A 25,805-nucleotide genomic window follows, 5' to 3' on the forward strand; every position below is an offset into this window, starting at 1 on the left:
CTTGCCCCTGATCCGGAACACGCGCTATGCGGCTCCGGCCGGAGTAGTACGGGGTGTCGGCGGCGACCTGGGCGATCGGCATGAGGGTGCCGTCCAGGATCACGAACGCCGGGGCTCCAACATCGCCGCCGCCTCCGCTCTGCTCCACCCCGAGGTCTTCCGCGCCGTCGGCCTGCTGAGCGTCCCGTACGCGCCGCCCGGCGGTCCCCGCCCCACCGATATCTTCGGCCAGATCGGCGGCCCTGAGCAGGAGTTCTACGTCTCCTACTTCCAGGAGCCCGGCCGCGCCGAGGCGGAGATCGAGCCCGACGTGCGGGGCTGGCTCGCGGGCTTCTACGCGGCCCTGTCCGCCGACACCATGCCCGCCCGGGCCGAGCCCGACCCGCGATTCGCCGCCCGCGGCGGCCGGCTGCGCGACCGCTTCCCCGCCGGTGCGCTGCCCGCCTGGCTGACCGAAGACGACCTCGACGTCTACGCCGGGGAGTTCGAGCGCACCGGGCTGACCGGGGCCCTCAACCGCTGCCGCGACTGGGAGGACCTCGCCCCGCACCGCGGCGCCCCACTCAAGCAGCCCGCCCTGTTCATCGGCGGCGCCCTGAACGCCTCCACCACCTGGATGGCCGACGCCATCGACGCCTACCCCACCACCCTGCCCGCCCTGACCGCCTCCCACCTCCTGGACGGCTGCGGCCACTGGATCCAGCAGGAACGCCCCGACGAGGTCAACAACCTGCTGACCGAATGGCTTGCCACCCTCCGGAGCTGAACCGCCTACGGGCCGTGCCGACCCAGCGCGGCGCGGCCCCGGGAGTGCGAACAGGCTGGTCACTTACAGGACTTGGAGCGAGCGGGCTCGGTCGCCCGGGGCTCCGAGGCCGATGGGGCGTCACGGTGAGGCGGAGTGCGCCGAGGCCGACGCGGTTGACGGTCAGATCGCCGAGCCGCCATGTCGATGAGGATGCTGATGAGGGTGAGGTCATGAAAAAGCCTCCCGTGGTGAGGGGGCTTCGGTCGGCACCGTGTCTTGTCAGCGCAGCCCCAGCCGCCCCCGCGTCGCCACCAGGATCACCGCCGCCGCCAGCGCCGACGCGATCAGGAAGGCGTAGGTCGTGGTCTCGATCTCCGCCGACGGGAACAGGTCCGACCACGCGACGGAGAAGAAGTTGTTCACGCTAGTGTGCAGGAGCATGACCAGCGGCATGCTCTCCCGGGAGCGGTTGAACACCCAGGTCATCACGAAGCTGAACGCGAGCGTCGTCCCCATGAAGGCGAGCGGGCGGGAGGGGCCGGCGTCCGGGCCGCCGCCCCACTCGGTGAGGAACAGCGGCAGGTGCCAGGAGCCCCACAGCACACCCACGACCATGGTGGCGACCAGCGGACCGAAGCGGCGCTGCATGTGCGGCATCGCGAACTCGCGCCAGCCCGGCTCCTCGGCCAGACCCGTGGTGATCATCTGCATGATCAGCCCGGGGACGTACGCGGCGAGCACGGTGACCGGCGGAATCACCGGATTCTGGTTGGTCAACGCGGCGCTGGTGATCGTCAGCGCGGCCGGCACCGAGAGCGCCACGACTAGGAACCAGCGCCAGCTCACCCTCAGCCTGGTCATCCGGCCCCGCCACGCCCGCAGTCCGGCGCGTCCCTCCGTGACGGCGGTGACCAGCAGCGCCGAGCCGATCGGGCCGAGGTAGGCGCCGGGCAGGACGCCGAACAGCTGACTGCCGAGCGCGCCGCCGGGGAAGGTCCAGTGCCACAGGCCGACACCGTTCTCGGAGAGGATGTACGGCGTCCAGGCCAGCCAGCTCAGTCCCAGGGCCAGCGCGAAGAACCAGGTGAGCGGGCGGCGGCGGATGGCGGAGTGGCGTGGTGCCGAGTCCTGCTGGGGGAGGCTGGTGATCGTCACCGGGGAGTCCCTTCGGGGAGGCCGAGCGGTGGCTCGGCGGCGGCTGAGCGGCCTTCCGAGCGCCGCCCTTGCGATGCCTCAAGCACACCAGCGCCGAGCTCCCCGATCACTGCCGCGCACACCCCAACCCCGGGTACGGCAGGCTGTACCACCCCTTGCCGCCCCCCGTACTACCTGTTCCAACCACAGAGGTTGGTGACGGGGCCGTCGCCCGACGAGCTCGGGTAGTGGGCGTTGTCGCTCACCGCGGCCCAGGGACGGGCGGGTGTTTCGCTAACTGCGCTGCCCGGGGCAAGTGAGTTAAATCCGGTGGCGATGAGTTGGGCCGCGCGTTGGACATCTGCACTGACCGCGTCGTGCAGTTCCTCGAAGGTCTGGGCGCGGTTCAGGTGCTTGCGGAGCGCCCGGAACTGGATGGGCCATAGTGCGAGCAGGGCGGTCGCGGCGATCTGCGGTTCGGGGTCATCCGGGGTCATCTCGGGCCGCTGGGCCAGGCTTTCGGCAGCTACGGCGACTCGCTGGTTCGTGATCGCTGAACATCGGACACTCCCGAACCTCACCGTTCGTCAGCGCCCGGATCACAGCCGGGGACGCGGTACGTCACCCGCGCCCCGACCATCGTCATCCTCAGAACCAGAAAGACCGCATGGTCCGCCGCAACGCACCCCGGACCGAGACTGGCCGCCTGCGCCCTGCCAAGTGTGTGGTCGACGATCAATGCCCACTTCGTCGTGCAGCTGAACGCTTCCAGGTCGCGCCCACCACGGCGAAACGGTGGCGGACCGGTACCGGGAGAGCGGCCCTGCCGGGATGGCGGATCGCTCAAGCCGCCCGCACGTCAGCCCGCGTCATACACCGACCGGGATGAGCGCGCATCATCGACGTCCGCGTTATGCGCCGCTGGGGCCCAGCTCGGATTGCCTACCTGCTCGGCTTCAATCCCTCCACCGTCCAGCGCGTCCTGACCGACAACGGCTCCTGCTGCCGCTCACGTACTTGGGCCATCAGGCTGGCCGATGCGGGGATCACCCACAAACGCACCCGACCCTATCGCCCACAGACCAACGGGACGGTCTAACGCTTCAACCGCACCCTCCTTGACGCTTGGGCCTACGCCAGGCCCTCCCTCAGTGAACAGGATCGCCGCGACGCGTTCCCCGCGTGGCTGCACAACTACAACCACCACCGAAGACACATCGCCCTGAAAGGGGTACCACCCGCCAGCCGCGTCCCCCAACCTCTCGGGTCAGTACAACTACCCCCGTCGCCTCGCGTCCTCCAGGTAGTGCAGGACCGCTGCCACCCGGCGGTCCACCTGGTCCGCCGGGGAGAGGTCGAGCTTGGCGAAAATGCTGCGGATGTGCTTGTGGACCGCGCCGTCCGTGACCACCAGCCGCTCCGCGATCGCGCTGTTGCCGAGGCCCTCGGCCATCAGGGCGAGGACGTCCCGTTCGCGTGGGCTGAGCCGTTCCAGCCGGGTGTCCTGGCGGGAGCGGGTGAACAGCTGGGCGACCACTTCTGGGTCGATGGCGGTACCGCCGGACGCCACCCGGTGCAGCGCGTCGAGGAACTCCTCGACCCGGCCGACCCGTTCCTTGAGCAGATAGCCGAGTCCGCCCACTCCGCCCGTGAGCAACTCGGTGGCGAAGCTCTGCTCGACGTACGCGGACAGGACGAGCACGGCGAGGTCGGGGCGGCGGCGCCGGGCCTCCACCGCTGCGCGGATGCCCTCGTCGGTGTGCGTGGGCGGCATCCGTACGTCGAGGATCGCGACGTCCGGCTTGTGCTCCTCGATGGCGTCCAGGACCTCCTCGGCCGTCCCGGTCTTCGCCACCACGTCGAGGCCCTCGGCGCCCAGCAGCAGGGCAAGCCCCTCGCGCAGCAACGGGTCGTCCTCGGCGATCACTATTCGCATACCGGCAACCAACTCATCTGTAGGAAAGGGCAGTTCGGCGGTCCGGCCCGCGCCTTGCGGAACGTCACGTGCCGCAGGGCAGGTCCACGTCGAGCACCGTCGGCCCGCCCGCCGGGCTGGTCACGCGGAGCGTACCGTCATGGGCCGCCACCCTCCGGCGAATGCCGGTCAGCCCGGAGCCGCCCTCCTCGTCGGCGCCGCCCCGCCCGTCGTCCTCGATCCGCAGGTTGAGCCGCCCGCCCCGCGCCCGCACGGTGACCGCCGCCCCGCGCGCCCCGCTGTGCTTGGCGATGTTCGTCAGCGCCTCCGCGACCACGAAGTACGCCGTGGCCTCCACGGACGCCGCACACCGCTCCGGGGCCTCCACGTCCGTCCGGCACGGCACCGCGCACTCGGCGGCGAGACCGGACAACGCCCCCGCCAGCCCCCGGTCGGACAGCACCGGCGGGAGGATCGAGCGGGAGACCGCGCGCAGTTCGGCCAGCGCCTGCTCGGCGGCGCTCTGGGCGCGTTCGAGGAGTTCGTCGGCGCGCTCCGGATCGCGGGCGACCATCCGCCGGGCGGCGCCAAGCAGCACCGTCACCGTAACCACACGGTTCTGCGTCCCATCGTGCAACGACCGCTCGATGCGCCGCAGTTCGGTGGCGTGGGCGTCGAGCGCGGCGGCCCGGGTCGCGGTCAGCTCGGCCACCCGTAGGGACAGGTCGGTGTCCGGCCCGGCCGCCAGCAACGTCCGCCCGGCACGGGCCTGAAGGCGCGCCATGCCGGGTGTCAGGCCCAGGATGACGGCGATCCAGCCGACGCCGACCAGGCTCACCGACAGCGCCTCCGGCCAGGTGTGCGCCACCCCGAACCCGAAGGACGTACCGCTCGTGTTCGCCGGCGTGAACGGCCACACGAGCGGAAAGAGGGTGTCCGGAACGCTGCCAGCGGCAGCCACACCCCGAGCAGCCCCAGCAGGAACCCGAGGCTGGCGTGACGCAGCGCCCAGCGCAGCTCGCGCCGGGTGGTGGGGTCGGCGAGGGCGGCCCGCAGCGACGTCGGCGGCGGGTCCGGGGCGACGATCTCGGGCCCCCAGCGAGCCAGCCGCCCCCGCTCCCGTTCGGCCAGCGCGTGCAGGGCACGGACGACGACCGGCGCCAGCAGCAGGCCCGCGCCGGCCGGCGTGGTCACCGCGGCGAGGGCCGCCAGCACCAGCACGCCCAGCGCCATCGCCGCCGTGCCCGAGCCCACCGACAAGCTGCCCGAGCGCGGCACCGGAGGCCCGCAGGGCCCGGACGACGATCTCCCGCGGACGCTCGACGCTGGGGTCGGCGTCAGTGGTGTCCGCGGTGCCGGTGGGCTCGGTGGTCGTCATGCTCACTCCGCTTCTGATGTGCGCCAACGACCTTAGGGGCAGGACCGCTTCGCCGTAAGTACAGCAGGCTGTACTTCCGATCCGGCTGTTGGCGGGATCGGCCGAGGGGGGCACGGTCCGTAGCGTCGCAGACATCAGCCGGGACGCCGGCCGAGACATCAGCCGAATCCCCGCCGAAGGAGCCCGCGATGGCGACCATCGACCCCCACCGACTCAGCGTCCACGACTCGCACCACGACGCCCCCACCCCGTCCGTTACCCGCGGCGAGGTCACCCGCGTCCTCCTCTGGCTGGTCCTGGTGATCAGCGCAGTCGCCAACATGGTCGCCTCCTACTCCGCCGTCGGTGTCGCCGTGAACCTCGCCTGCGGCGCGGTCACCGGACTCGCGGCCATCGCCCTGGTCGTACGCCGCCTGAAGGGCGGCAGCCGGTGAACCTCGCGTCGACCGCCGTACGCGCCACCGCGCCCGCCACCGCGCTGGAGCGCCTCACCAAGACCTACCCGGGCGATGTGAAGGCCCTCGATGAGGTGTCCCTGACCGTCCGGCCCGGCACCTTCCTCGCCGTGATGGGCCCCTCGGGCTCCGGCAAGAGCACCCTGATGCACTGCGCGGCCGGGCTGGACTCGCCGACCTCGGGCAGCGTCCGCATCGACGGACACGAGATCGCCGGCCTGAACGAGACCCGCCGTACCGAACTGCGGCGCGAGCGCGTCGGGTTCGTGTTCCAGGCCTACAACCTTATCCCGTCCCTCACCGTCGAGGACAACATCACGCTGCCGCTGCGGCTCGCCGGCCGGGCCCCGGACCGGGAGTGGATCGCGGCGCTGGTGGAGCGCGTCGGCCTGGCCGGCCGGCTCGGCCGACGCCCCGCCGAACTCTCCGGCGGCCAGCAGCAACGCGCCGCCGTAGTACGGGCTTTGGCGGCCAGGCCGGCCGTCGTGTTCGCCGACGAGCCGACCGGCGCGCTGGATCTGCGCAGCGCGCACGAGGTGCTGGAGCTGCTGCGCGCCCTGGTCGACGAACTGGGCCAGACGGTGATGATGGTGACCCACGACCCGGCCGCCGCATCCCGCGCCCACAAGGCGCTGGTGATGGCCGACGGCCGGGTCGTCGAGGCCCTCGACCACCCCACCGCACCCCAACTGGCGGAGCGACTCGTCGCGTTGGGAGACCGTTGACCCATGTCCGAGCACTTCCGCACCCCTTCCCGCCTTCCCCTCTTCCCGATCGCCCTGCGTATGGCAGCGCACCGGATCACCGCGCTGCTCGCCGTGGTGTGCGCGGTACTCGGCGGGGCCGCCCTGATCACCGGCACCGGTGTGCTGGCCGAGTCCGGGCTGCGCTCGCAGCTGCCGCCGGGACGGCTCGGCGGCGCGGACATTGTCGTCGCGGCCGACCAGGAGTACCACCCGGACGGCGACCTGCCGCTCGCCCTCCCCGAGCGCGCCCGGGTCCCGTCATCGCTGGTCGACCGGCTCTCGGGCCTGCCCGGAGTGACGGCCGTGGTCGGCGACCTCGGCTTCCCGGCCGCGCTGGTCGACGCCCGGGGAGGGGTCGTACCGACCGCCGACGACCCCGCGGCGACCGGACACGGCTGGTCCTCCACCAAGCTGCTGGCCCGCCCGCGCGTCACCGGCCGCGCGCCGGCCGGGGTGGACGAGATCGCCGTTCCGGCGGCAGCCGGGCTGCGCACCGGGGACCGGGTCCAGGTCGTGGCGGGCGGCCGCCCCGCCGTGCGGTATCGCGTCGCCGCGGTGGTCGACGCACCGGGAGCGGGCGTCTATTTCGCCGATGCCACGGCCGTACGGCTCGCGGGTCGCGACGGCGCGCGCCGATACGACCTGGTCGGCCTGCGCACCGCGCCCGGAAGCGACGAGCGGGTCGCCGACGCGGTGCGCGGCCGGGTGGCCGGCACCGGGCTGACCGTCCGCACCGGCGCGGACATCGGCGAGACCGTGGCGCCGGGCGTCGGCACGGCCCGCTCGCTGCTGGTCCTGCTGGCCGGTTCGCTCGGCGGGATCGTGCTGCTGATCACCGGGTTCGTCACGGCGGGCGCGCTGGGTGTGTCGATCGCCGGGCAGCGCCGCGACCTGGCGCTGATGCGGGCGGTCGGGGCGACCCCGCGGCAGATCCGCCGTCTGGCCGCCTCGCAGTCCTCCGTCGTGGCCGCCGTGGCCCTGGCCCCCGGAGTGGCCCTCGGCTACCTTCTCGCGGGCCGCTTCCACGACATGCTCGCCGACCGCGGTGTCCTGCCCCCCGAACTCCCCCTGACCGTCGGCCCCTTGCCCACCGTCGCCACCCTCCTCCTGCTCGCGCTGACAGTGCAGATCTCCGCCCGGGGCGCGGCCTGGCGCACCTCCCGGATGCCCGCGACGGAGGCCGTCGCCGAATCCCGCAGCGAACCGCGCAAGCCGTCGAAGGGCCGTACTCTCACCGGAGTTCTGCTGATCGCCGCCACGTGCGCTCTGTCCGTCACCCCGCTGCTGACCCGTACGGTGATCGGCGCGTCGGCCACCTCCATCGCCGGGATCGTCGCCGCGATCGGCCTGGCCCTGTGCGGCCCGGCCCTCGTCCGGTCGCTCGGCGAGCGGGCCGTACGACGGCTGCGGCCCGGGACGCCCGCCCCCACCTGGCTCGCCCTGGCCAACGTACGGGCGTACGCGCTGCGGGTCGCCTCAGTGGTCAGCCCGCTGGCAATGGCGGTCGTGTTCGTCCTGACCTACACCCTCGCGCAGACCACCGTCCTCGCGGCGACCGCACAGGACACCCGCACCGGCACACTCGCCCAGTACCGGCTGAGCGCACCGGCCCTCGGTGGCCTGCCGGCCGGCACGCGGGACGCTGTACGCAAGCTGCCCGGAGTGCGGTCCGCCGCACCCGTCGGCTCGACGACTGTCGTCTGGCCGTACGAGATGTTCGGCGAACCCGATGTGGAGTCGGTGCCGGCGCTGATCGCCACGCCGGACGCGGCCGGGGTCCTCGACCCCGGGGTGCGGGAGGGCGGGCTGGCCGGCCTGACCGGCGCCACGGTCGCCGTGAGCAGCGAGGTCGCGGGTTCGCGGGACGCCGGACTCGGCCGGCGGATCCGGCTGGTCCTCGGCGACGGCACGCGGACCGAGGCGCGGGTGGCGGCCGTGTACGACCGGGGCCTCGGCTTCGGCTCGCTGATCGTCTCCGGGGACCTCGCGGCGGGCCATACCACCTCGGGCCTCACCCAGAGTCTCCTCGTCCGCACGGACGGCACGGCGGCGGCGCGCGCGCTGGCCGATCTGACGGCGTCACGCCCAGGCCTGGTCCTGGAGAACACGTCCGGAACGGCCTTCGGTGGCAAGCAGGACACTCCACCGGAGGTGTGGATCAACCTGGCGACGATCGTCGTACTCCTCGGCTACCTCCTCCTCAGCATCGCCAACAAGCTGGTCGCGGCCACGGCCCAGCGCCGTACAGAGATCGCCGCGCTGCGGCTGGTCGGCACGACGCCGCGGCAGATCCGGGCGATGATGCGCCGCGAGGCGGCCGTGATCGCCGCGGCGGCGCTCGTCTCCGGCCTGTTCCTCTCCGCCCTCCCTCTCGCCCTCCTCGGCCAAAGCTTCCTCGACCGCCCCTGGCCGGCGGGCCCGGCCTGGCTGCTCCCCGCCGTCGCGGCGACGATCGTGACGACCGCCTTCCTCACCATCGAACTCCCCACCCGCCAGGCCCTGCGCACGGCCCCGGCGGACGCGATCCGGGCGACATGAGGATCCACCCGGCATCGCCACCGCCGATGAATCCTGCGGACATCTCCGGTCTGCCCTCCCGGAATGCCCACCCCTTTCAGGGAGGGTTCCATGGCTTCGCGACTCAACCCGTACGTCGGCTTCACCGGTGACGCCCGGCACGCGCTGGAGTTCTACCAGGACGTCTACGGTGGCGAGCTGTCGCTGAACACCCGCGGCGACTTCGGCCAGTACTTCTGCGGCATCCACCGGCTCTCCGAGATCTCCGCCGCAACCCCTCGAGTGACCAAGGCATGGTGCGACACCGGCTACCGCACACCTCCAGGGTCCGGTGCAGCGAGGCCGTGCGCCGAGCGAAACACTGGGTCAGCCCGTCGACCTGTTCAAGGAAGGCCCGGCGATCTGCCGACGCTACGAAATCTTGGAGGCCCCTTGAGCAGCGCCAGCAGTACGGCGCCGTCCTCGGTGCCCTCCACGACCACCAGCGCCGCCAGCCGGCCGCCCCGACATCACCCAGGCGTTCGACGGCCCGCGCACAGAACACCCGTGCCCACCGGTTGCGGGCATGGACGTGCCGTGATCATGAAGCACTACCCCGCCGAGTTCGAGGCGGATGCGGTCGCGCGGTCGGCGGCTTCCGACAGAGCCGTGCCGAGTTCCTCGCTGTGGAGCTGGGCAGAACCCTTGGCGGGGCGGGCGTGGACGAAGTAGGTGCCGTCAAGGGCCTGCTGGCGGGTGGCGGTCTTCAGGAGGCTGCCGGTGCGGCCCATGTACCGGCCGAAGTCTGAGGCGATGAGGCCGGGGTGGAAGTCGCCGGCGTCCACCCCCGGATTGTGGCGGTGAAACTCGCGTAGCAGCACTCCGGCGGCGATGTTGTGCAGGGAGAGGACGGCGTTGTTGTGGGCCCGGGAGTTGGTCAGCAAGACTCGGCCGGTGCCGAGCTTCCCGGCCAGCTGTGTCATTAGCAGCCACGGCGCCAGGGCGTTGGCCTGGAAGGTGGCGTCGATCCCGTCGTCGGTGAGGCTCGGGGGCATGACGCCTCCGGCGTTGAGGGCCAGTACGTCGATGTTCGCCGCGGCGTGGGCCAGCTGCGCGGCCAGACGGCGGGTCTCGGACAGGCTGGTGAAGTCGGCCGTGTAGGTGGGTGCGTGCAGTTCCTCGCCGATGGCCCTTGATGTTTCTCGTCGCGGCCCACGAGGTGCAGTGCGGCGCCTTGGGCGCTGAGGAGGCGGGCGGCCTCGGCGCCCAGACCCGAGCTCGCCCCCGTCAGCACGATGGTCTTGCCCGCGAGGTTTATGGGAGCGTCATCCTTTCGGCGCGCCGCTGACCGCGAGGCGGTCGGCGGCGCCATGCTGCGCGAGGCGGGGCCCGTAAGCGGGCTGAAGATGCCGGTGCCCGCCATCAGCTGGCTTTCGTCGACCGGTTGGTGGCCACACTGATCCACCTGCGGCACGACCTGCCGCACTCTGTGCTGGGGCTGCTGTTCGGTGTCGACCGTTCCACGGTCACCCGGGCGATCGGAGAGGTGCGCACGCTCCTGGCGGAGCGGGGGTGCGCGGTTGCGGACCGTCCCGGCCTGCGGCTTCGAACTCTGACGGATGTGTTTGCCCACGCCCAGGCCGAAGGCGTCGAGTTGCGTTTGGACGCCACCGAGATCCAGGTCCGCCGGCCACCGGCTGGCCGCGGCGGCCGGCGTGCGTTCGTCCTGACCACCCTGGAATGGATCGGCCGCGCCGAGAACCTGGTGATCGCCGGCCCGAGCGGCACAGGGAAAAGTCATTTCACTGAGGGACTCGCCCAGGCCGCGATCGAGAAGGACCTGCGGGTGTCCTGGTTCACCCTGGAGACGCTGAGCGCCGCGATCGGCAAATCGAAGGTCGACGGGTCCACCGCACGGACCGTCGCCCGGATCTGCCGCGCGGACCTCATCGTCATCGACGACATCGGCCTGCTGCCCGTCGGCGAGGACGCCGCCGAGGCGTTCTACCGCATCATCGATGCCGCCTACGAGCGCCGGTCCATCGCGGTGACCAGCAACATTCATCCCTCGGGCTTCGACACGATCATGCCGAAGACCCTCGCGGGCGCGAGCACCGACCGTCTCATGCATCACGCTCACCTCGTGACCACCTCCGGCGACTCGCATCGCCTCGCCGAGGCCCTCGCCGGGAAGGGAGTGGTCCCCTTGAACTGACCCCCATGTCGGCGTAGGAGCTGAAGTGTACGCCGACAAGCCGTGCTAATCGGCCGGGGTGAGGCAGCTTCTGGTGGCCAGTTGGTGGAGTAGCTCGACGGTTTCTTCTTCGTGTGACGCGAAGACACCGTGGTCGCTGTGCCAGGTGAGTGTGCGGGTTGCGCGTGTGGTGAATCGGTGTGTCAGCTCTGGGTGAATGACGCGGTCCTCGGTGCACAGAACGTAGGTGCTGGGCAGTTGGTGCCAGGCGGCGCTGATTGTCGGCTGGTGGCCGGGGGTCATCGCCTGGGGGACGAGTTCGGCGGTGTGGCGGGCGCGTTCTTCTTCGCTCAGTTGGGCATGGAGTAGATCTCCCGCGGTCTTCGGGTCGAGGGTGGTGGTTTCGGCGAGGTCACCGATCATGCTGGCCCTCAGATCGGTGGACGGTGCACTGGCAAGAAGGCCGAGGACGGTCTCGCCACGGTCGGGCATCATCGCGGCGAGGTACACGAGGTGGTCGATCCTGCGCGGCGGAAGGCCGGTGATGACGGCACCGCCGTAGGAATGACCGCACGCGATGGCGTGGCCGACCTCGGGAATCTGGTCCAGTGCGGTCTCGGCCGCGGCTATGTCAGCTGCCAGCGATCCACGGTGCAGTTCGGCGACGGCCACGGCGACACCACGTGCCCGCAGCCCGGCCGCGACACCGGCCCAGGCATTACCGGTGTGCCACGCGCCGTGCACCAGCAGCACCCCTCGGGATGCGGACGAGGGTGAGGAAAGGGTCATGAGGGGCCTCTCGGTGCTCGATCGACTGAGGAACAGGGGGTGGCACGCGGACGGCACCAGTCGCGCGAGTGCCGGCGGCACGGGACAGCGGCGGGCGCCGCCTACGACGGAGGTGGCGTCGAGGTCAGCTGGCAGCGCCCGTCCGCGCACTCCCGCCTCAGACGTCCCTGGGACATCGTCTGCACCAGCCCGATCGCCCAGCAGGCCGGGCAGCCGCGCAACGCGACCAAGCCCACGGGCAGGAGCAGCAAGCTGACCCAGCCGATGACCGGGGCCAGTGTGATCGAGGCAGCGATGGACCCGAAGCCGACGGTTCCACGCGCCAGATGAACGGGCAGGGACTTGCTGGCGAACGACGGCGCCGCAGCCGTGGCGCCTGCTGCGAACGCGTCGTCGTCCATCTTGGGCTCGGCGTGGCTCAATGCGGAGTTGGGGATGCTGTTCATCGTGAGGCGTTCTCGTCGGGGAAGGTGTTCAGGTGCTCGCGCACGGCGGCGCGGGCGCGGTGCAGCCGTGACTTCATCGCCGATGTGCTCAGCCCGAGGGACTGGGCAACGGTCTTGCCCGGCAGGCCCCGGACGTCTCGCATGATCAGCACGCGACGCTGGTCATCGGGCAACGACGCGACGGCAGCGGCCACACGTTCGATCTCCAGCTTGCCCAGCACGTCGTCCTCGGCCGAGGGAACAGCCACTTCGGTGAGCGGCTCGCCACCGCGCGCGAGAGCGCGTGCACGACGCAGACACTCGTTACGCACGATGCGGAACATCCACGAAGCGAGCGCGGCGGTCGCTCGAAGCGTTCCGACCTTGCGGAACAGGACGATCATCGCGTCCTGCGCCGCGTCCTCAGCATCCTGACTGCTCGCACACAGCGAGAACGCGAAACGCCGGACATGCGGATATGCACCCGACACCAGCAAGGCGATCGATGCCTCGTCGCCGGCCTGCGCTGCCACGATGAGCCGGTCATCCGGCCAGGACCGTGCCATGGAGCTAGCCACGCCGACTCGCCCCCCTGCGCAGCCGCAGGAACACCATGCGACTGCACACCAGCACCGCAACGGCCACCACGCTGACAACGACTACAGTCACCGAACCTCCTCCAGTACGCCGGCCTCACGGCCGTTCGACCATAAGAGCCACCAGCCAGGAAAAGGATTCGGCTGCAGCCTGGAATTTTACGTAGGAACAATGCCGGAGGTTCCGTGGCAGGCCGGAGAGCAGAATTCGCGAGGAAGGCGACGGCAAGCCGAGGGTGATCGCGCATCAACTCCTTGTATTGCGTTCCGGCCGCCTGCCGCCACTGGTCCGGCCGGGCACGGCGCCTGGCGCTCGGCCTTGGGTCACCGGAAAGCAACGATGCCAGTCAGCGCTCAGGTCATGATGCTCGCACCATCCATGAGCTGCAGCTACAGCACCCTGTACGACCTTGTCCGCCCGCCGTGTCCCGGACGCCATCGCGCAACGGCTCTGCTGACCGCCGCGAGTCGCCGACCACTGACCGTGACGAATCCTCAGGGAAGCTGATCCACTTCACGGAATCCGTGCCAGGGCCACGTTCACGTGTACGCCGACACCCCACCCCGGGAACACCACTGACCACACGCCTGGGTTTCTGATGGCCACCAGCCTGGGCCTCCAACGGCCACCTACCTGGGCATCTCAATGACCGTTGACATCCGTCATGGTGTCCAACTTGCCCCTCGGTTCCGTCATCCTTGTCCAGTGAGTCCGCACAGGCTCACCTGGCCCACGTCAGCACCCTTTCGAGTCCGGGCAGCACACCCGTATCCGGACGGTTATGCGGGGCTACCGGCGGAGAGGCCGGTCATCGTGCCCGGGTTCCCGTTTCCTTTCGGCTTCCGGCATTGGCTTCTTGGGCCATCCTGTTCCCGCTGGGGAGTTGAGCCTTCCTCGCAGTCGGCCGACCGGGCCACGACGGCCCGGACCTCAACGGGGTTTCCACGTTCCACACGAATGAGATACGACCGGGGTGGGTGCTCCCTTTACCCCGAGGCGGCGGTGTCCACCTGGCCGGAGTGACCTCTGCCGGCCAGCGCCTGCCGCTTCTCAGCGGCCAGCCATGCACCCCGCTGGAACTTCCCATCGGCGGGGCTTGGGATCACGAGGCATCATCGGGAGTTCATGTGACTTCACCCGTCCGGTCTTCCCCTTGCCGGTGACTTCCGGATGGAACGGGAGTCCTTGGGCTTTCCCCTGAGCTTCGCACCACGCCGTTACCGGCGTCGCACGTCAAGGGCGGGGACGGGTCATACGGACACGGACCCGTGACTGTACCTACGGCCCCACCATCAGCCGCCTCTCCCATCGGTCAGTCCACTCAAATTCGTGCAACTCCGTGTCGCACGGTCGCCCTCCCAGTGGCCGGGGACCGCCCGGTCTTCCGCCTCGGCCGGCCTCTGGCTGATCAGTACCTGCTCGGTGACGAACTTCTTGCCCCGGCCGGCGGTGCGGGCCCGGGGAACCCGCAGTGCCCGGCCGGTGCGCAGGCAGGCGACGAGCTCGCGTTTCAGCGCTCCGCGGCCCTGGATGTAGAGGGCCTGGTAGATCGCCTCGTGCGAGATGCGCATGGACTCATCATCGGGGAAGTCGGCCCTCAGCCGGTGGGAGATCTGCTGCGGGCTCCATGACGTGGCCCAACGACGGTCCTGACGCCTCGGCTTGTTGCGTCCCTTCCACCGCGGCGCCGCGGGTCCCGGCACCGTGGTGCCGTCCGGGCGGCGGAGCTCTCCGGCCAGGCGTTCCTGGACGTACTCGTGCAGCCTCTCGTTGACGGCCAGTTTGGACGGCTTCGGCCGTCGCGCGGCCAGTTCGGCCTTCCAATGCGCGGTCGAGGCACGGTAGGCGAGCTGTCCGTTGCGCGTGGCGGCGTTGCGCCGCAGTTCCCGCGAGATCGTCGAAGGCTGCCTGCGCAGCCTGCGGGCGATCTCCCGCACCCCTGTGTCCTGGGCCTTCAGCAGAGAGATCTCTTCGCGTTCTTCGAAGGAGAGATATCTGTCCGACACCGGGCCGAGCTGGATTGACGGCATGCCGCCACGTTCCCGGAACCACCGACTTCCCACTGGCCCCGACACGCCGCAGGCGATCGCCGCGTCCTCACTGGTCAACCCTCGGCGATCTTCTTCCAGAAGGCACGCTCCACGTCCCGGCGGACCGGCGGTCTGCCCGGCGACCGCATCGCCGGACGTCCCGTCACCGCCGTCGTCCACCCTGCCGGCCGCCCCATCGGACACCTCCATGATCGAGGTGTTGCGACGACCACTTGAATCCGCCCAATACACCTAGCGCACAGTGGAAGCGTGGACGCGATGCCGCAGTGCCGACCACACCTCGTCGGGCGAGGGGCGCTGACCCAGCCGTTCGGAGGCCGCCTGAGCTCGTGCTCGCGGGCCCTGCTCGTGCAGCAACCTCCGTACGACCGAGGTCACGGCGACGGAATCCTCACCGGAGACGAAACCGGCTCCGAAGTCCGTGACCGCGGCAGCCACGATCGGCTGGTTCGCGATGCGCGGCACGAACGCCATGGGCAGGCCGCGGGAGAGCGTGGCGAGCGCGGTCCCCGAACCGCCGGCGGCGACCACCGCCTGGACCCGGTCCAGCAGCTGCCCGATGGGAGCGAACTGAACGGCACGCACCCGGCCGGGGTCACCCCCCCTGGACGAGTCCGTGGCGTGGCTCGACGAGATCCTGCCCGCCGTTCTGCTCACTCACGGGGGTACGCCAGGCTCTGTGCGTGGGTAGCCGTCCACGCCGGCGAGGAACGCGCAGGCTGTCGCGCACACCCGCCACTTGCCGTATTTCTCCGACAGGCGCACCCACCGCGTGCCGGTCCGGAACGCGCAGGCGACCGTGTCACCAGCCGCGCCGCTTCGACCTTGCGACCCAGGGGCAATCCCGCCTGCGGCGGTGAGAATGCGCTGGTATGCACCGTCGCCTCACTTCCTGCCCCGCCTCGCCGCCCCCGGCCGAACTGAACTCCTGCCCGATCCGCCCCACCGGTATCTCCTTGTCCGGCGCCCTTGTGGTGGTCCCCGGTTCAGCCGATGAGCTGTGCGGATCGATCCCATAGGCCACGCGCGAGCTCGGCGTCGCCAGCAAGCTTGTTCAGGCGCGCACCGGCCTTGCGTTTGACGTAGAACTCTCCAGATTCCCAGTCATTGCCGGGGCTTCCCTCGGCGAGCCAGACGAGTTGATCGGCACCTTCCTCGGGCGTGCCGCCGAGCAAGGCTTTGGCGAGGCGGTTCTTGGTCAGGAACTTGAACAGTGCGCTGGTCGTCTCGGAGCCGAAGTTCGTCCCCGCGATAATGCCGGGATAGAACACTGCGGCCGACAGCCCCTGGTCGTAGTAGCGGCGGTGCAGCTCCTTGGTGAAGAGCACGTTCTCGAGCTTCGCGGCATTGTACGCGCGTATCGGCTGCAGACCGGCGCGGTCGTAATTGAGGTCATCGAGATCCAACTTCCGGACGTTGCCACCGTGCAGGGTCGTGGTTTGGATCACGGAAGCCCGGGACTCGACCAACTTCTCGATCAGCAGCGTCGTGAGCAGAAACGGTGCGAGGTGGTTGATCTGGAAAGTCTTCTCGAATCCGTCGACGGTCTTTGTCGGGTCCCCGAAGGGACCACCCGCGTTGTTGGCGAGCACGTCAATCCGTGGGTACTCGGCGTCGAGGTCCGCGGCAAGCCGACGGACCTCGTCGAGGCGGGCGAAGTCAGCGACGAAGTGGTCGGTGCCGAGTTCGGCCGCCACCGCCTGCGTCTTTTCAGTGGAACGGCCCACGACGACGACTCGGTGACCGTTCCTGTGCAGTTGGCGTGCGGCTGCCGCGCCAATGCCGTCACTCGCTCCGGTGACGACGATGATCTTCTGAGAATCCACAACCGGCCCTTCGCTGAATCTTGATAATTGCCCCCGGCATGGTTCTGATCCCCACCATGCCCGGCCGCCTTGCTGACGCGCTCCTGACATGCGGGAGGATCGTCAGCGTGGCTGTCTCGCGGGATGCCACCAAGCGTCGGCACCCCTCTCGGTATCCGGCCCGGATATCCGAGCCCATCGTCATTCGCACCACGTTCGAAGGCCCGCAGCCGAGCCTCACCTCACTGCACTCCTCGTTCCTCCAGGGCGGTCCTCAGACAGCAGGGCGTTGTACATGCGGGACTTGACCGTTCTCTGCGAGACGCCCAGGGCGTCGGCCGCCTGCTGGGTTGTTCGGTCCTCGAAGAACGTCGCCCCGATCACCTCACGGTGTGCGGGGGTCAGCATCTCCAGGACGTCCCGCACCACCATGGTCGACAACAGCCGGTCAATGTCGTCCACTTCGGCACCCTGCTCGGTCAGCCAGGTCGCGCCGCCAATCTCCAACGTCCGCGCCATCCTCGTACGATGCCCGTCGATGACGTAGTTGCGGGCGACCAGGAACATCCACGGGCGCACCGCCATCCTCTCGTCGTCGTCGACCAGGTTCTGCTTGTTCCAGGCCCGCAGCAGGTCTTCTGGATGATGTCTCCGTGCGGTACGCCCAGCATGCGCAGCACATACGGGTAGAGCGCGGGGCCGTGTTCGAGCCCGATGAGCGTAAGTTCATGGTGTGCTCCTACTCCTTGGGATGTTCGGCGCCCAGTCCGGGGGCTCAGTCGAGATCTGTCAAACGAGCGGTTTATCCGGGATGGTTGGCTTACTGACGGGTCGCTGAGAGTCGGCCGTCGAAGGTGAGAGCCGACCGCGTGGTCAGCCCGGTTCGGGGCGCGTGCGGCGTGCGGGCAGCCCGACTACGGCGTTCCAGACCAGGGCCGCGCATATGAAGGCCGTCGCTGCGGAGGCCAGTGACCTTGTGAGGGTGTCGCTCCGTGCGCCGGAAACGAGAGCGATGGCCAATGCCAGCGTCAGGGTGATGACGGGCAGCGCGCGCGGGCTCCGCGTGGCGTCTGGCGCGGCGGCCGGCGGCAGCAGCCAGGTTGCGAGGCTGTAACAGGCACAGGCCAGCAGTGTGGCCCCCAGCACTTCGCTGGGCCGGTGGCCCCCCATCGTCGCGCTGGCGGCGGCGATGCAGGCGAGCCACAGCACCCCGGCTGTGGCCACGTAGGGGCGGATGCGGGGGGAAACCACGAGGACGGCGGCGAGAGTCAGCGAGGCGGGGATGGCAGTGTGCCCGCTGGGGAAACCCTGATCAAGGAGATTCTCGGGCGCGCCCACCAGATCGGGGCGGGGAAGGGTCGATTTGAGCACTTCCTTGCTTCCGGTCGTGAGAATGACGACGCCGAGTGCTGCGCACCCCGGCCACCAGCGCCGCCGCACCAGGGTGAGGACCATGATGACGGCCAGGCCCACCATCAGGGTGGGTTTGGCGCTCAATTCCAGCGGCGGCAGGGGCGTCGAGCCGTAGGCCGATCCTGACAGGGGGTAGATCCATGCGTCTTCGCTGCCCTCCGAACCGAAGCCGAACAGGGCGTTCTCAGCTCGTTGCCCCCACGGGGTGCAGATGGCGAGCAGGTAGAGCGCGAGAAATCCCAAGGTGTAGAGCAGCACCGGCGTCCACGGCCGTATCGCACGTGACGGGCCGGGGTCAGCGGGGGCCTGCCTTGAGGCCCCGGGACGGTGCGCGGGCAGGGCCGCAGAATCGTATGAAGTCATCGCTCTGCTTCTTCGTCGAGGGGAGTCAGGTCACGAACGTCTTGTGGCACGACGCGGACCGCTGGGCTCGGCCGGCCCACCGGGGTCTGCTCCTATTCGGGGAGTGCCTGCCCCTGTCGGTACTGGGCGGTGATCGCCAGGGCGGGTAGGGGCGCGATCAGCAGGAGGAGAACGACCATGTGCGGAAGGGACTGCATGAACGCGTCCGGCTGGGCGACGATCGCCACCGTGCGGACGATCGCGACCGCCGCGACGGGTATCAGCCACCGGTGGTCGCCGGTTGCTGCCGTTGCAACCCACGCGCCGAGCAGCGCGGCGGCTTCGAGGACGAATAGCCCGCGCTGGAAAGCCGGACTGACGGAGATGATGTGCAGGCCCCCGGCCATGAACATGGCGAGCACGACAGGGGCCAGCCAGCGGTAGGAGTGGCGGCGCAGGCGGCTGGGACGGCAGAGCGCCAACACGGCACACGCGGCGCTCAGTGTCCCCGAGAGCACCAGGTCACGAGCCGTCAGCGGGGCGCCCAACCCGTAGTAGCTCAAGCCCGCCTTGCCCTCGCTGCCGAAGAGGGTGCGGCCGTGGGCCGTGGTGCCGGCCCAGATCATGGCTGCCGCGGCCGGCAGCGCGATCCACGCTTTGCCCCGCAGCAGAGCGATCAGGCAGGTCAGAGGGAGCAGCCCGTAGGGCAGCAGCCGTATCTGCGTGGGACCTCCGGCCCACGGAAACCAGCCGGAGAAGTGGAACGCAATGGCTTGCTGTCCGGGGTCGATGTGCAGTGCCCAGTGCCACACGTCCTGTAGGTACGGAACCAGCGCCAGGGCGGCGAGGGCCAGGGCGGCCAGATGGATGCCCTCCAGCCACCATGGACGAGCCGCGTCGTCGACGACAGCACGGGCGCGGGCCTGCACCCCGGCACACGCCAAGGCGCCGACTTCCCGCGGCGGGGGCCAGGAACGGCCGGGATACGCCTCGGCCAGGCAGGCCAGCAACTCCTCTCCCTGGCGGGAACGGTAGGACTTGGGATAGGCCGCAAGCAGCAAGCGGTTCATGCCGGGGCCGCTCCGGCATCCCGCGAGCGTTTGATGACGACAGCCGCCGCATGCTGCATCCGCAGCGCCTCCCGGGCGAGCGCCGCGGTGCCGTTCTCGGTGAGCCGGTAGTAGCGTCGCGCCCGCCCGTCCACGATCTCCTCATGGTCGGCGATCATGAGCCCGGCCCGCTCCAACCGCTCCAGCGCGCCGTAGAGAGTGCCGACAGCGATCCTGAGCCGCCCGTCGGTGGCCCGCTCGGCGGCCTTGATGATGCCGTAACCGTGCAAAGGTCCATCCATGAGCGCAGCAAGGATGAAGTATTGCGGCTCCGTCAATGACGGGTTCTGCCGTGTCATGCACCGAGTATATATCGCGCTACGAAGTATGCATGCCCCTGGACGATCGTCGTCAGCGCCTCCATGCCCGCGGTGAGCGTCTCCCTCTCCCGGCCGGCCGGCGCGGCGTCGGTCTCCTCGACGCCCCCGCGCGGCGGTGACGGACGTCCACCGCGACCTGGTCCGGGAGGCATGTCATTCCCACCGTGTCCGCCAGACCTGACCCGCCTCCGCTGAATCTTCCATGGACCAGACTTTGTTCACCCGGACCGACCGACCGGGCGCGGCCGGCGACTCAGCGTTTGCTGAGTCCTGCCCCCCAGCGGCACACTCCCCGCCCTGGCTCATCTGCGGTGCGGTGACACCTACGCCCAGCTCGTCGCCGGGTTCGGCATCGGCATCGCGAACGTGTACCTGCATACGCGAGGTCGTCGAAGTACTGGCCGCCTCGCGCCCACTGGACGCGATGCGTGTCGCCCGAACCACGGCTTCGTGATCCTCGACGGCACCCTGCTGTCCGTCGACCGGATCGCCGCCGACACCCCGTGCCCGGGATCATGGGCGGCGGGCGGCCCACGTGGTGCGAGTCGTCCGGACGGTGAGGTCGGCGCGCCGCAGGATGCTGTGGGGGCCGTCGCTGTCGATGACGGCGTCGAGTGCGGCCATGTCGTCGGCGGTCAGGTGGCCGTCGAGGTGGGAGCGCAGCTTTTGCAGGCACATCTGCGCGTAGCGGCCGGTGGCCGGCGGAAGCGGTGCGGGCAGATCGACGGCGAACGGCCGCTTGGCTTCCAGGACGAATCCCGCGCGGGCCAGGTGTTCGGTCCAGTCGACGGACGGACCCGGGTTCAGTGCGGCGTGGACGCGGGCCTCCAGACCGGGACGCCCCACGCCGATGTCGTCGGGCAGGAAGCGGGGGAAGAAGTCCATTTCGGTGACCGCCAGCAGGCCGCCCGGCCGCAGGTTGTCGAACGCTCCGGCGAGCACGCGGTCGGGTTCGGCCATGTGGTGCAGCGAGGCGGCCGCCCAGACCAGGTCGCTGGTCTCCAGATGCGGCCAGCCCTCGTTCAGATCCGTCTGGATGCCCCGGACCCGGTCGGCGAGGCCCAGCGCGGATGCCTTCTTCGCCAGTCGGTGGAGCAGCTGGGGGGAAAGATCCAACGCCGTGACGGCGGCCTGCGTGAAGTGCCGGGTGAGGGCGAGGGCGCCGGTGCCGGTCCCGCTGCCCAGATCGACGATGTGACCGGGTTCCCGGTCGGACAGCTCGCCCAGCCAGCTGGTCAGCTGCACGAGGTAGGGCTGCAGGACCTCGGCGTCCAGCTCCAGGAGTTCGGCCATGGCGGCCGTGTCCGCGTCGGCTCCGGCGTGGTCCTGGTGCGTGTGAAAAGCGCTGGTTTCGGTGGGGTTCGCGTTCATGCTTCGACCGTAACGCGGCCTTGCATGAATCACATACCCTCTTGCGTATGATGCAAGAAAGTGACTTGGACAGCACGGTCCGCATGCGCATCCGGAGTCTGCGGCGGGCACGTGGCTGGTCTCTGGACAACCTCGCCGAGCGCGCCCTGATGAGTCCCTCCGGCCTGAGCCGCATCGAGACCGGCCGCCAGCGCATCAGCCTCGACCAGCTGACCTCACTGGCACGTGCTCTGGGAACCTCGATCGACCATCTGGTGGAAACCGTCAACGACGACGATGTCGTGATCAGGCCCGAGCGTGACGAACAGCGTGGGCTGACCACCTGGCTGCTGAGCCGCGGATCCGCGCCCGCCGGTGTCAGCGTCGCCAAGATGCGCATCACCGACGAGGCACAAGGACCGGGGATCGATCAGCTCGGAGTGCACCCCGGCAGGGAATGGTTCACCGTCCTGTCCGGAACCGTCACGCTGATCCTCGGCGAACGCGCCGTACGGGTCGAGACCGGCCAGGCCGCCGAGTTCTCCACCATGATCCCGCACGCCGTCAAGGCACACGGCAGTCCGGCAGAGATCCTCGTCATCCTCGACCACGACGGACAGCGCACCCACCTCCACCCCCGGCGTGAACCGCCCGACTCCCGCGAACCGACCAACGACATCCACTGACCGTCGCACAGCGGTTGCTGGACACAGCTCGCCGCGCCCGGTGTCGCTCGTGACAGCGGTACGGGTGCGTGACTTCGGGATTCCTGTTCCTGCTCGACCGCAGCCGCGCCAACCGTGCCCGCTGGTGCTCGATGGCCGTCTGCGGCAACCGCGCAAAAGCGCGCCGTCACTACGAACGCACCCGCTGACGTCTCCCGGGTGCCCAGTTCCTTCTCCACGAGCCGGCGCGCGCGTCACCGTGCCGGCCTCGTCGGGGCGACGGCGTCGAGCACGCGTCCAGCTCCTCCGGGCCTGGGCGGGGCCGGCGCCGGTCTCCCTGCCGTCGGCCCGCCGGTTGTTGCGTCCCGCGACATGAATGCCGATGATCCGAACCGGCATCCGGGGCGGGCGGCTGCTTCGTCGCCCGTGTGACGCGCAGACGTGATCGCGTCACAAGCCGGACGGCCCGGCGCAGCCGGCTTCCACAGCGTCTGGCCGGACAGCCCCGGCAACGCCGAGTACCGCACGGTCCAGCCCGGCGCGGTCGAGACTCTGCTCGTCGGTGGCGAACTCGACTTCTCCGCACCGCCGGTGAACGCGACGAACGAACTGGTGCCCGGTCTCGGCCACACCCACGACGCCTGGGAGCGCCGGCCCGAGGCGGGCAAGCACCTGCCGACCACCTTCTTCGACGCCGGTCATGTCGACCGCACGCAGTTCGACCGGCGTCCGGTCGCCCTCGACGCTGTGCCGTTGAGCATGTCGACCGTCGCCGCTCTCCTCATCGGCGTCCCCGCCGGCGGGGTGTTGATCGGTGTGCTGGTACTCGGCCTGCTGCTCGCAGGCGCCTGTGTCGCGGCGCGCCCAGTCGCCAGGCGAACCGGTGGATCCGGGCGCTGACCATGATGCCGCTCGGCCTGGCCGGCTGGTTCCTGGGGGCCCTGTTCACCCGGACGCCGGCGCCGGGATGGTTCATCGCCGGCCCGGTCGTGGTGGTACCCGGCACCGGACTGCTGATCGGCCTCGGTGCGCACCTCGCCCGACCGACGGCGAAGCCCGGACCCCGGTTCACGGCCGCCGAAGCAGTCGAAGGGACGCTGCTGGGATCGCTAGCGGGAACCGGTCTGTGGACCCCCGATCCTCGGGATCGTCGGCGCCGCGCTGGGCGCGAACCTCGTAGTGGAGTTCCGAGGTCAAAATCTGCCCCCTCGGCGTGCATCGGCTCCGCCCGGGGAAACAGCAGGTTCAATTGCATGGGAGTCATCCCAACAGTGCTTTACATGCAGTTGTAGTTAATCAGCTGCCTCTATACCTTCGAGAGCAGAGCGCGGGACGGAGCGAACAGCTCGGACCGGCAGCCTCAACTCACCTTCTGCACACGGGAGTACAGCCATGTCCGAAACTCTTCTTCAGGCCGCCGGTGTCACCGCCTCCGACGCCGACCTGCTCAGCCAGACCGTGAGCGCCGTGCGCGAGGCCGGGTCGGCGTTGCGGGAACGTTTCGGCGAGGTGGTCTCCTACGAGACGCGGGAGGAGCTGATGAGCGCGCTCGCCGGCAACGACGACACGGCCCTCGACATCCTGCGCCCCGCCCTCACGCGCCTTCGCCCGGATGCCCGTTTCGTGGAGGACGAGCTCGCCGGCGGGGCGCTGCCGTCCGGCGAGTGGTGGGTCGTGGATCCGGCCGAGGGCAACGTCAACCACCTGCACGCCCTGCCGGAGTGGGCGGTGACCGCCACCCTCGTACGCGACAACCAGCCGGTGCTCACCGTGGTCCATGTGCCGCTGACCGGGGAGACGTACACCGCGGTCGCCGGCGGGGGCGCCCACCTCGATGGCCGCCCGCTACGCGTCTCGCCGACCACGGACCTGGGCCTGGGGCTCGTGGCCACCAGCCAGGCCCGGCCGGACGAGAACGATGAGGTCGTGCGCCGCATCGGGTCCTCGATCACCGCGATGCTCTTCGACACGCTCGTCGTGCGCACCTCCGTACCCGCGACCCTGCACCTGGTGAACGTGGCCGCCGGCCCGCTCGACGCCTTCTGGCAGTTCGCCGGGGCCCGCGCGGACCTGCTGCCCGGGGCGCTGCTCGTCACCGAGGCCGGCGGACAGATCTCCGACGCCCAGGGCCGCCCCTGGACCCCGCAGAGCGAGAGCTTCCTGGCCGCCGCGCCCGGCGTCCACGCCCAGGCCGTCACCACGCTCTCCCGCTGACCACACACCACAACCGCACACACGAAAGAACCTGATCAACATGACCACGATCGCAGTTCTCGGAAACGGCCGCGTCGGCGGCAACCTGGCCGCAGCCCTCACCCGGGCAGGACACGAGGTGACGGCAGTGGACCGCGCGCCGGGCGCCGCCGCCGACGCCGCCCGGACAGCCCAGATCGTCATCAACGCCACCCCGGGCGCCGGCTCGCTGGAGACGCTCGTCGCCCTGCGCGAGGAACTGCAGGGCAAGATCCTCATCGACGTCTCCAACGCCACCGTCGACGGACCGGACGGACTGCCCGCCGACCTGATCTACCCCGGCTCAAGCCTCGCCGAGCAACTCCAGGAAGCCCTCCCCGAAACGCGCGTCGTCAAGACACTCAACACCATGCTCTTCCCGGTGATGACCGCGCCCGCCACGCTCACCCAGACGCCGACCGTCTTCCTCTCCGCCGCGGACCCGGAGGCCAAACAGGTCGTACGGGGACTTCTCTCCGACCTCGGCTGGCAGCAGGAGTGGATCACCGACCTCGGCGGTATCGAAACCGCCCGCGCCACGGAGGCCGCGATCCTGTTCGTCCCCCACGTGATCCGGTCCAGCGGCTTCACACCCTTCGCCGTCTCGATCACCCGCTGACCCGCACCCAGCGCACCGCCGGGGCACGGCATGGCGCAGACGAAGTTCGACAAGCAGGTGGAAGAGACCGCCGAATCCCTCGCGTTCGGTATCGGCCGGTTACTGGCCGGGCGCCCCATGGATGGGGGTGAAGCGGACCGGCGCGACGTTCTGGCGCGGTTCTTGATCTTGCCCGGGCAGAGGGCGCTTCTAGGAATCGCGTTGTGTCGGGGGTTGGGCGCGCGGAGGCCATCGTCGGGGTGTGGAGTTCCCCGATGACCCGCCAGGTGACGCTGCCGGATCGTCAGGACCGGACCGGGAGGTTGGCCTCCCATCCGTCGAGGAGCCGTTCGAGTCCCAATTCGAACCCGCGCTCGGCGCTGTCGGCCGCGTGGGGAAGCTCGGCATCACGAATGACCCGGGCGAGGAGTGGATGGCGCCCGCTCTTGACGACTTTGTCGAGGTAGGGCGCGTGGGCGTCCATCCATTGCTGGATGCCGACTCCGGAGCGTCGGACGGCTTCCTGCTGGGCGAGCTCGCCGATGGCGTAGCCGCGGACGAAGGCCTGCAGCGTGTCGACGACGGTGATCATGACGTCGATATCGAAGCCGAGGGGATCGAGGGCGGCGAGTGCGTGTTCGATGGCATCGAGGGAGTTCGGTCCAAGCGATGGGCGCCCTGCTGCGAGGGAGGCCATCCAGGGATGCCGGTGGAAGGCGGCCCGGGAACGATGGGCCAGGCCTCGCAGGTCGCCGCGCCAGTCGCCGGTAGGGGCAGGCGGGCCGCCGTCTTCGGCCGCTACGGCATCGAGCATGAGGTCAAGCAGGTCGTCCTTGGACGCCAGGTAGCGGTAGAGCGAGGCCGTGCCCGTTCCCAGTTCCTTGGCGACGCGCCGCATGGACAGTGCCTCGATGCCCTCGGCGTCGGCGATCGCGATAGCAGCGCTGGTGATCTCCGCCCGCGTGCGTGACGGCGCGGGGCCTTTCGCAGCCCGCTCCGGCCGGTTCCAGATCACCGTGTGAGCGTCATCCATCGGTTTCCCT

General features: G+C 70.0%; 23 protein-coding genes and 7 pseudogenes. 14 read left to right on the top strand and 16 right to left on the bottom strand.

Annotated elements, in window-relative coordinates:
- The first annotated feature begins 1 nt into the window (after nucleotide 1).
- Nucleotides 2–766, top strand: coding sequence for an alpha/beta fold hydrolase (locus RV986_RS10210; RefSeq protein WP_475917091.1), 765 nt, complete (start codon nucleotides 2–4; stop codon nucleotides 764–766).
- A gap of 261 nt (nucleotides 767–1,027) precedes the next feature.
- Here the strand turns inward: RV986_RS10210 and RV986_RS10215 are convergent, their stop codons facing one another.
- Together RV986_RS10215 and RV986_RS10220 are read right to left on the bottom strand one after the other, a co-directional pair.
- A complete protein-coding gene (locus RV986_RS10215; protein WP_475917092.1) occupies nucleotides 1,028–1,903 on the bottom strand; it encodes a CPBP family intramembrane glutamic endopeptidase in 876 nt (291 codons plus the stop codon).
- 170 nt (nucleotides 1,904–2,073) lie between these two features.
- The gene (locus tag RV986_RS10220; protein WP_475917093.1) at nucleotides 2,074–2,379 is read right to left on the bottom strand and encodes a hypothetical protein; all 306 of its coding nucleotides are present in this window, start codon (nucleotides 2,377–2,379) and stop codon (nucleotides 2,074–2,076) included.
- 170 nt (nucleotides 2,380–2,549) lie between these two features.
- Between RV986_RS10220 and RV986_RS10225 the strand changes: the two are divergent.
- A pseudogene (locus tag RV986_RS10225) lies at nucleotides 2,550–3,189 on the top strand (integrase core domain-containing protein).
- Here RV986_RS10225 and RV986_RS10230 read toward each other — a convergent pair.
- Nucleotides 3,159–3,818, bottom strand: a complete 660-nt coding sequence (locus RV986_RS10230) for a response regulator transcription factor (protein ID WP_475917094.1) — start codon at nucleotides 3,816–3,818, stop codon at nucleotides 3,159–3,161. The pseudogene RV986_RS10225 and the gene RV986_RS10230 sit on opposite strands and share 31 nt — an antisense overlap.
- A 64-nt stretch (nucleotides 3,819–3,882) precedes the next feature.
- Nucleotides 3,883–5,175, bottom strand: a pseudogene (locus RV986_RS10235) (sensor histidine kinase).
- Nucleotides 5,176–5,363: 188 nt separating this feature from the next.
- Between RV986_RS10235 and RV986_RS10240 the strand changes: the two are divergent.
- From RV986_RS10240 to RV986_RS10250, 3 genes are read left to right on the top strand one after another with little or no spacing between them, the layout of a single operon-like run.
- Complete coding sequence (locus tag RV986_RS10240; RefSeq protein WP_475917095.1) at nucleotides 5,364–5,609, top strand: hypothetical protein; 246 nt, start codon at nucleotides 5,364–5,366, stop codon at nucleotides 5,607–5,609.
- Nucleotides 5,606–6,355, top strand: a complete 750-nt coding sequence (locus RV986_RS10245) for an ABC transporter ATP-binding protein (RefSeq protein WP_475917096.1) — start codon at nucleotides 5,606–5,608, stop codon at nucleotides 6,353–6,355. The genes RV986_RS10240 and RV986_RS10245 overlap by 4 nt, the downstream gene beginning before the upstream one ends.
- 3 nt (nucleotides 6,356–6,358) lie before the next feature.
- Entirely contained in the window at nucleotides 6,359–8,914 is a 2,556-nt protein-coding gene (locus tag RV986_RS10250; protein WP_475917097.1) for an FtsX-like permease family protein, read from the top strand.
- Nucleotides 8,915–9,483: 569 nt separating this feature from the next.
- Here the strand turns inward: RV986_RS10250 and RV986_RS10255 are convergent.
- A complete protein-coding gene (locus RV986_RS10255) occupies nucleotides 9,484–9,927 on the bottom strand; it encodes a Rossmann-fold NAD(P)-binding domain-containing protein (protein ID WP_475917098.1) in 444 nt (147 codons plus the stop codon).
- A 308-nt stretch (nucleotides 9,928–10,235) separates the two neighbouring features.
- Between RV986_RS10255 and RV986_RS10260 the strand changes: the two are divergent.
- Nucleotides 10,236–10,598: pseudogene (locus RV986_RS10260) on the top strand (helix-turn-helix domain-containing protein); the annotation flags it as partial.
- A gap of 9 nt (nucleotides 10,599–10,607) precedes the next feature.
- Nucleotides 10,608–11,087, top strand: a pseudogene (locus tag RV986_RS10265) (ATP-binding protein); the annotation flags it as partial.
- Nucleotides 11,088–11,132: 45 nt separating this feature from the next.
- Here RV986_RS10265 and RV986_RS10270 read toward each other — a convergent pair.
- Nucleotides 11,133–11,855: an alpha/beta hydrolase gene (locus RV986_RS10270; protein ID WP_382339853.1), complete on the bottom strand. Its 723-nt coding sequence runs from the start codon at nucleotides 11,853–11,855 to the stop codon at nucleotides 11,133–11,135.
- Nucleotides 11,856–11,894: 39 nt separating this feature from the next.
- Here RV986_RS10270 and RV986_RS10275 point away from each other — a divergent pair, with 39 nt between their 5' ends.
- The gene (locus tag RV986_RS10275) at nucleotides 11,895–12,185 is read left to right on the top strand and encodes a hypothetical protein (protein ID WP_329375629.1); all 291 of its coding nucleotides are present in this window, start codon (nucleotides 11,895–11,897) and stop codon (nucleotides 12,183–12,185) included.
- Between the two features lie 112 nt (nucleotides 12,186–12,297).
- Here RV986_RS10275 and RV986_RS10280 read toward each other — a convergent pair whose 3' ends face one another.
- The 8 genes and pseudogenes from RV986_RS10280 to RV986_RS10315 form a co-directional block, all read right to left on the bottom strand.
- Complete coding sequence (locus RV986_RS10280; protein ID WP_329375630.1) at nucleotides 12,298–12,846, bottom strand: RNA polymerase sigma factor; 549 nt, start codon at nucleotides 12,844–12,846, stop codon at nucleotides 12,298–12,300.
- A 1,380-nt stretch (nucleotides 12,847–14,226) separates the two neighbouring features.
- Nucleotides 14,227–15,104 (bottom strand): annotated as a pseudogene (locus RV986_RS10285) (transposase); the annotation flags it as partial.
- 55 nt (nucleotides 15,105–15,159) lie between these two features.
- A complete protein-coding gene (locus RV986_RS10290; protein ID WP_475917099.1) occupies nucleotides 15,160–15,513 on the bottom strand; it encodes a glycosyltransferase in 354 nt (117 codons plus the stop codon).
- Between the two features lie 401 nt (nucleotides 15,514–15,914).
- Nucleotides 15,915–16,754, bottom strand: coding sequence for an SDR family NAD(P)-dependent oxidoreductase (locus tag RV986_RS10295; RefSeq protein ID WP_329375632.1), 840 nt, complete (start codon nucleotides 16,752–16,754; stop codon nucleotides 15,915–15,917).
- 216 nt (nucleotides 16,755–16,970) lie between these two features.
- Entirely contained in the window at nucleotides 16,971–17,318 is a 348-nt protein-coding gene (locus RV986_RS10300; protein ID WP_329375633.1) for a sigma-70 family RNA polymerase sigma factor, read from the bottom strand.
- 288 nt (nucleotides 17,319–17,606) lie between these two features.
- Nucleotides 17,607–18,509, bottom strand: coding sequence for a phosphatase PAP2 family protein (locus RV986_RS10305; RefSeq protein ID WP_329375634.1), 903 nt, complete (start codon nucleotides 18,507–18,509; stop codon nucleotides 17,607–17,609).
- Between the two features lie 92 nt (nucleotides 18,510–18,601).
- Nucleotides 18,602–19,558, bottom strand: coding sequence for a hypothetical protein (locus RV986_RS10310; protein ID WP_329375635.1), 957 nt, complete (start codon nucleotides 19,556–19,558; stop codon nucleotides 18,602–18,604).
- Nucleotides 19,555–19,896, bottom strand: coding sequence for a PadR family transcriptional regulator (locus tag RV986_RS10315; RefSeq protein ID WP_329375636.1), 342 nt, complete (start codon nucleotides 19,894–19,896; stop codon nucleotides 19,555–19,557). The genes RV986_RS10310 and RV986_RS10315 overlap by 4 nt, the downstream gene beginning before the upstream one ends.
- Nucleotides 19,897–20,205: 309 nt before the next feature.
- On the opposite strand from RV986_RS10315, the pseudogene RV986_RS10320 reads away from it, so the two are divergent.
- Nucleotides 20,206–20,421: pseudogene (locus tag RV986_RS10320) on the top strand (transposase family protein); the annotation flags it as partial.
- Nucleotides 20,422–20,430: 9 nt separating this feature from the next.
- Here the strand turns inward: RV986_RS10320 and RV986_RS10325 are convergent.
- Nucleotides 20,431–21,288, bottom strand: coding sequence for a class I SAM-dependent methyltransferase (locus RV986_RS10325; RefSeq protein WP_329375637.1), 858 nt, complete (start codon nucleotides 21,286–21,288; stop codon nucleotides 20,431–20,433).
- Nucleotides 21,289–21,335: 47 nt separating this feature from the next.
- Between RV986_RS10325 and RV986_RS10330 the strand changes: the two genes are divergently transcribed.
- From RV986_RS10330 to RV986_RS10350, 5 genes and pseudogenes are all read left to right on the top strand, one after another.
- A complete protein-coding gene (locus tag RV986_RS10330; protein ID WP_329375638.1) occupies nucleotides 21,336–21,953 on the top strand; it encodes a helix-turn-helix domain-containing protein in 618 nt (205 codons plus the stop codon).
- Between the two features lie 83 nt (nucleotides 21,954–22,036).
- A pseudogene (locus RV986_RS10335) lies at nucleotides 22,037–22,141 on the top strand (CGNR zinc finger domain-containing protein); the annotation flags it as partial.
- A 232-nt stretch (nucleotides 22,142–22,373) separates the two neighbouring features.
- Entirely contained in the window at nucleotides 22,374–22,832 is a 459-nt protein-coding gene (locus RV986_RS10340; RefSeq protein ID WP_475917100.1) for a hypothetical protein, read from the top strand.
- 492 nt (nucleotides 22,833–23,324) lie between these two features.
- Nucleotides 23,325–24,146, top strand: coding sequence for an inositol monophosphatase family protein (locus RV986_RS10345; protein ID WP_475917101.1), 822 nt, complete (start codon nucleotides 23,325–23,327; stop codon nucleotides 24,144–24,146).
- Between the two features lie 40 nt (nucleotides 24,147–24,186).
- Nucleotides 24,187–24,783 (top strand): NADPH-dependent F420 reductase, encoded by a 597-nt coding sequence (locus RV986_RS10350; RefSeq protein WP_475917102.1) that lies wholly within the window; start codon nucleotides 24,187–24,189, stop codon nucleotides 24,781–24,783.
- A 283-nt stretch (nucleotides 24,784–25,066) separates the two neighbouring features.
- Here the strand turns inward: RV986_RS10350 and RV986_RS10355 are convergent, their stop codons facing one another.
- On the bottom strand, nucleotides 25,067–25,795 hold the full coding sequence (locus tag RV986_RS10355; protein WP_475917103.1) for a TetR/AcrR family transcriptional regulator: 729 nt from the start codon (nucleotides 25,793–25,795) through the stop codon (nucleotides 25,067–25,069).
- Nucleotides 25,796–25,805 lie beyond the last annotated feature (10 nt).

It is taken from the genome of Streptomyces sp. RLA012 (genome assembly GCF_056270325.1).

What these genes read in the sequence shown, in the direction of transcription:
- RV986_RS10350 (WP_475917102.1), top strand. Translation starts at nt 24,187, where the DNA reads ATGACCACGATCGCAGTTCTCGGAAACGGCCGCGTCGGCGGCAACCTG.
- RV986_RS10345 (WP_475917101.1), top strand. Translation starts at nt 23,325, where the DNA reads ATGTCCGAAACTCTTCTTCAGGCCGCCGGTGTCACCGCCTCCGACGCC.
- RV986_RS10230 (WP_475917094.1), bottom strand. Translation starts at nt 3,818, where the DNA reads ATGCGAATAGTGATCGCCGAGGACGACCCGTTGCTGCGCGAGGGGCTT.
- RV986_RS10325 (WP_329375637.1), bottom strand. Translation starts at nt 21,288, where the DNA reads ATGAACGCGAACCCCACCGAAACCAGCGCTTTTCACACGCACCAGGAC.
- RV986_RS10270 (WP_382339853.1), bottom strand. Translation starts at nt 11,855, where the DNA reads ATGACCCTTTCCTCACCCTCGTCCGCATCCCGAGGGGTGCTGCTGGTG.
- RV986_RS10355 (WP_475917103.1), bottom strand. Translation starts at nt 25,795, where the DNA reads ATGGATGACGCTCACACGGTGATCTGGAACCGGCCGGAGCGGGCTGCG.
- RV986_RS10240 (WP_475917095.1), top strand. Translation starts at nt 5,364, where the DNA reads ATGGCGACCATCGACCCCCACCGACTCAGCGTCCACGACTCGCACCAC.
- RV986_RS10280 (WP_329375630.1), bottom strand. Translation starts at nt 12,846, where the DNA reads ATGGCACGGTCCTGGCCGGATGACCGGCTCATCGTGGCAGCGCAGGCC.
- RV986_RS10330 (WP_329375638.1), top strand. Translation starts at nt 21,336, where the DNA reads ATGATGCAAGAAAGTGACTTGGACAGCACGGTCCGCATGCGCATCCGG.
- RV986_RS10315 (WP_329375636.1), bottom strand. Translation starts at nt 19,896, where the DNA reads ATGACACGGCAGAACCCGTCATTGACGGAGCCGCAATACTTCATCCTT.
- RV986_RS10305 (WP_329375634.1), bottom strand. Translation starts at nt 18,509, where the DNA reads ATGACTTCATACGATTCTGCGGCCCTGCCCGCGCACCGTCCCGGGGCC.
- RV986_RS10255 (WP_475917098.1), bottom strand. Translation starts at nt 9,927, where the DNA reads ATGCCCCCGAGCCTCACCGACGACGGGATCGACGCCACCTTCCAGGCC.
- RV986_RS10300 (WP_329375633.1), bottom strand. Translation starts at nt 17,318, where the DNA reads ATGGCGGTGCGCCCGTGGATGTTCCTGGTCGCCCGCAACTACGTCATC.
- RV986_RS10250 (WP_475917097.1), top strand. Translation starts at nt 6,359, where the DNA reads ATGTCCGAGCACTTCCGCACCCCTTCCCGCCTTCCCCTCTTCCCGATC.
- RV986_RS10310 (WP_329375635.1), bottom strand. Translation starts at nt 19,558, where the DNA reads ATGAACCGCTTGCTGCTTGCGGCCTATCCCAAGTCCTACCGTTCCCGC.
- RV986_RS10220 (WP_475917093.1), bottom strand. Translation starts at nt 2,379, where the DNA reads ATGACCCCGGATGACCCCGAACCGCAGATCGCCGCGACCGCCCTGCTC.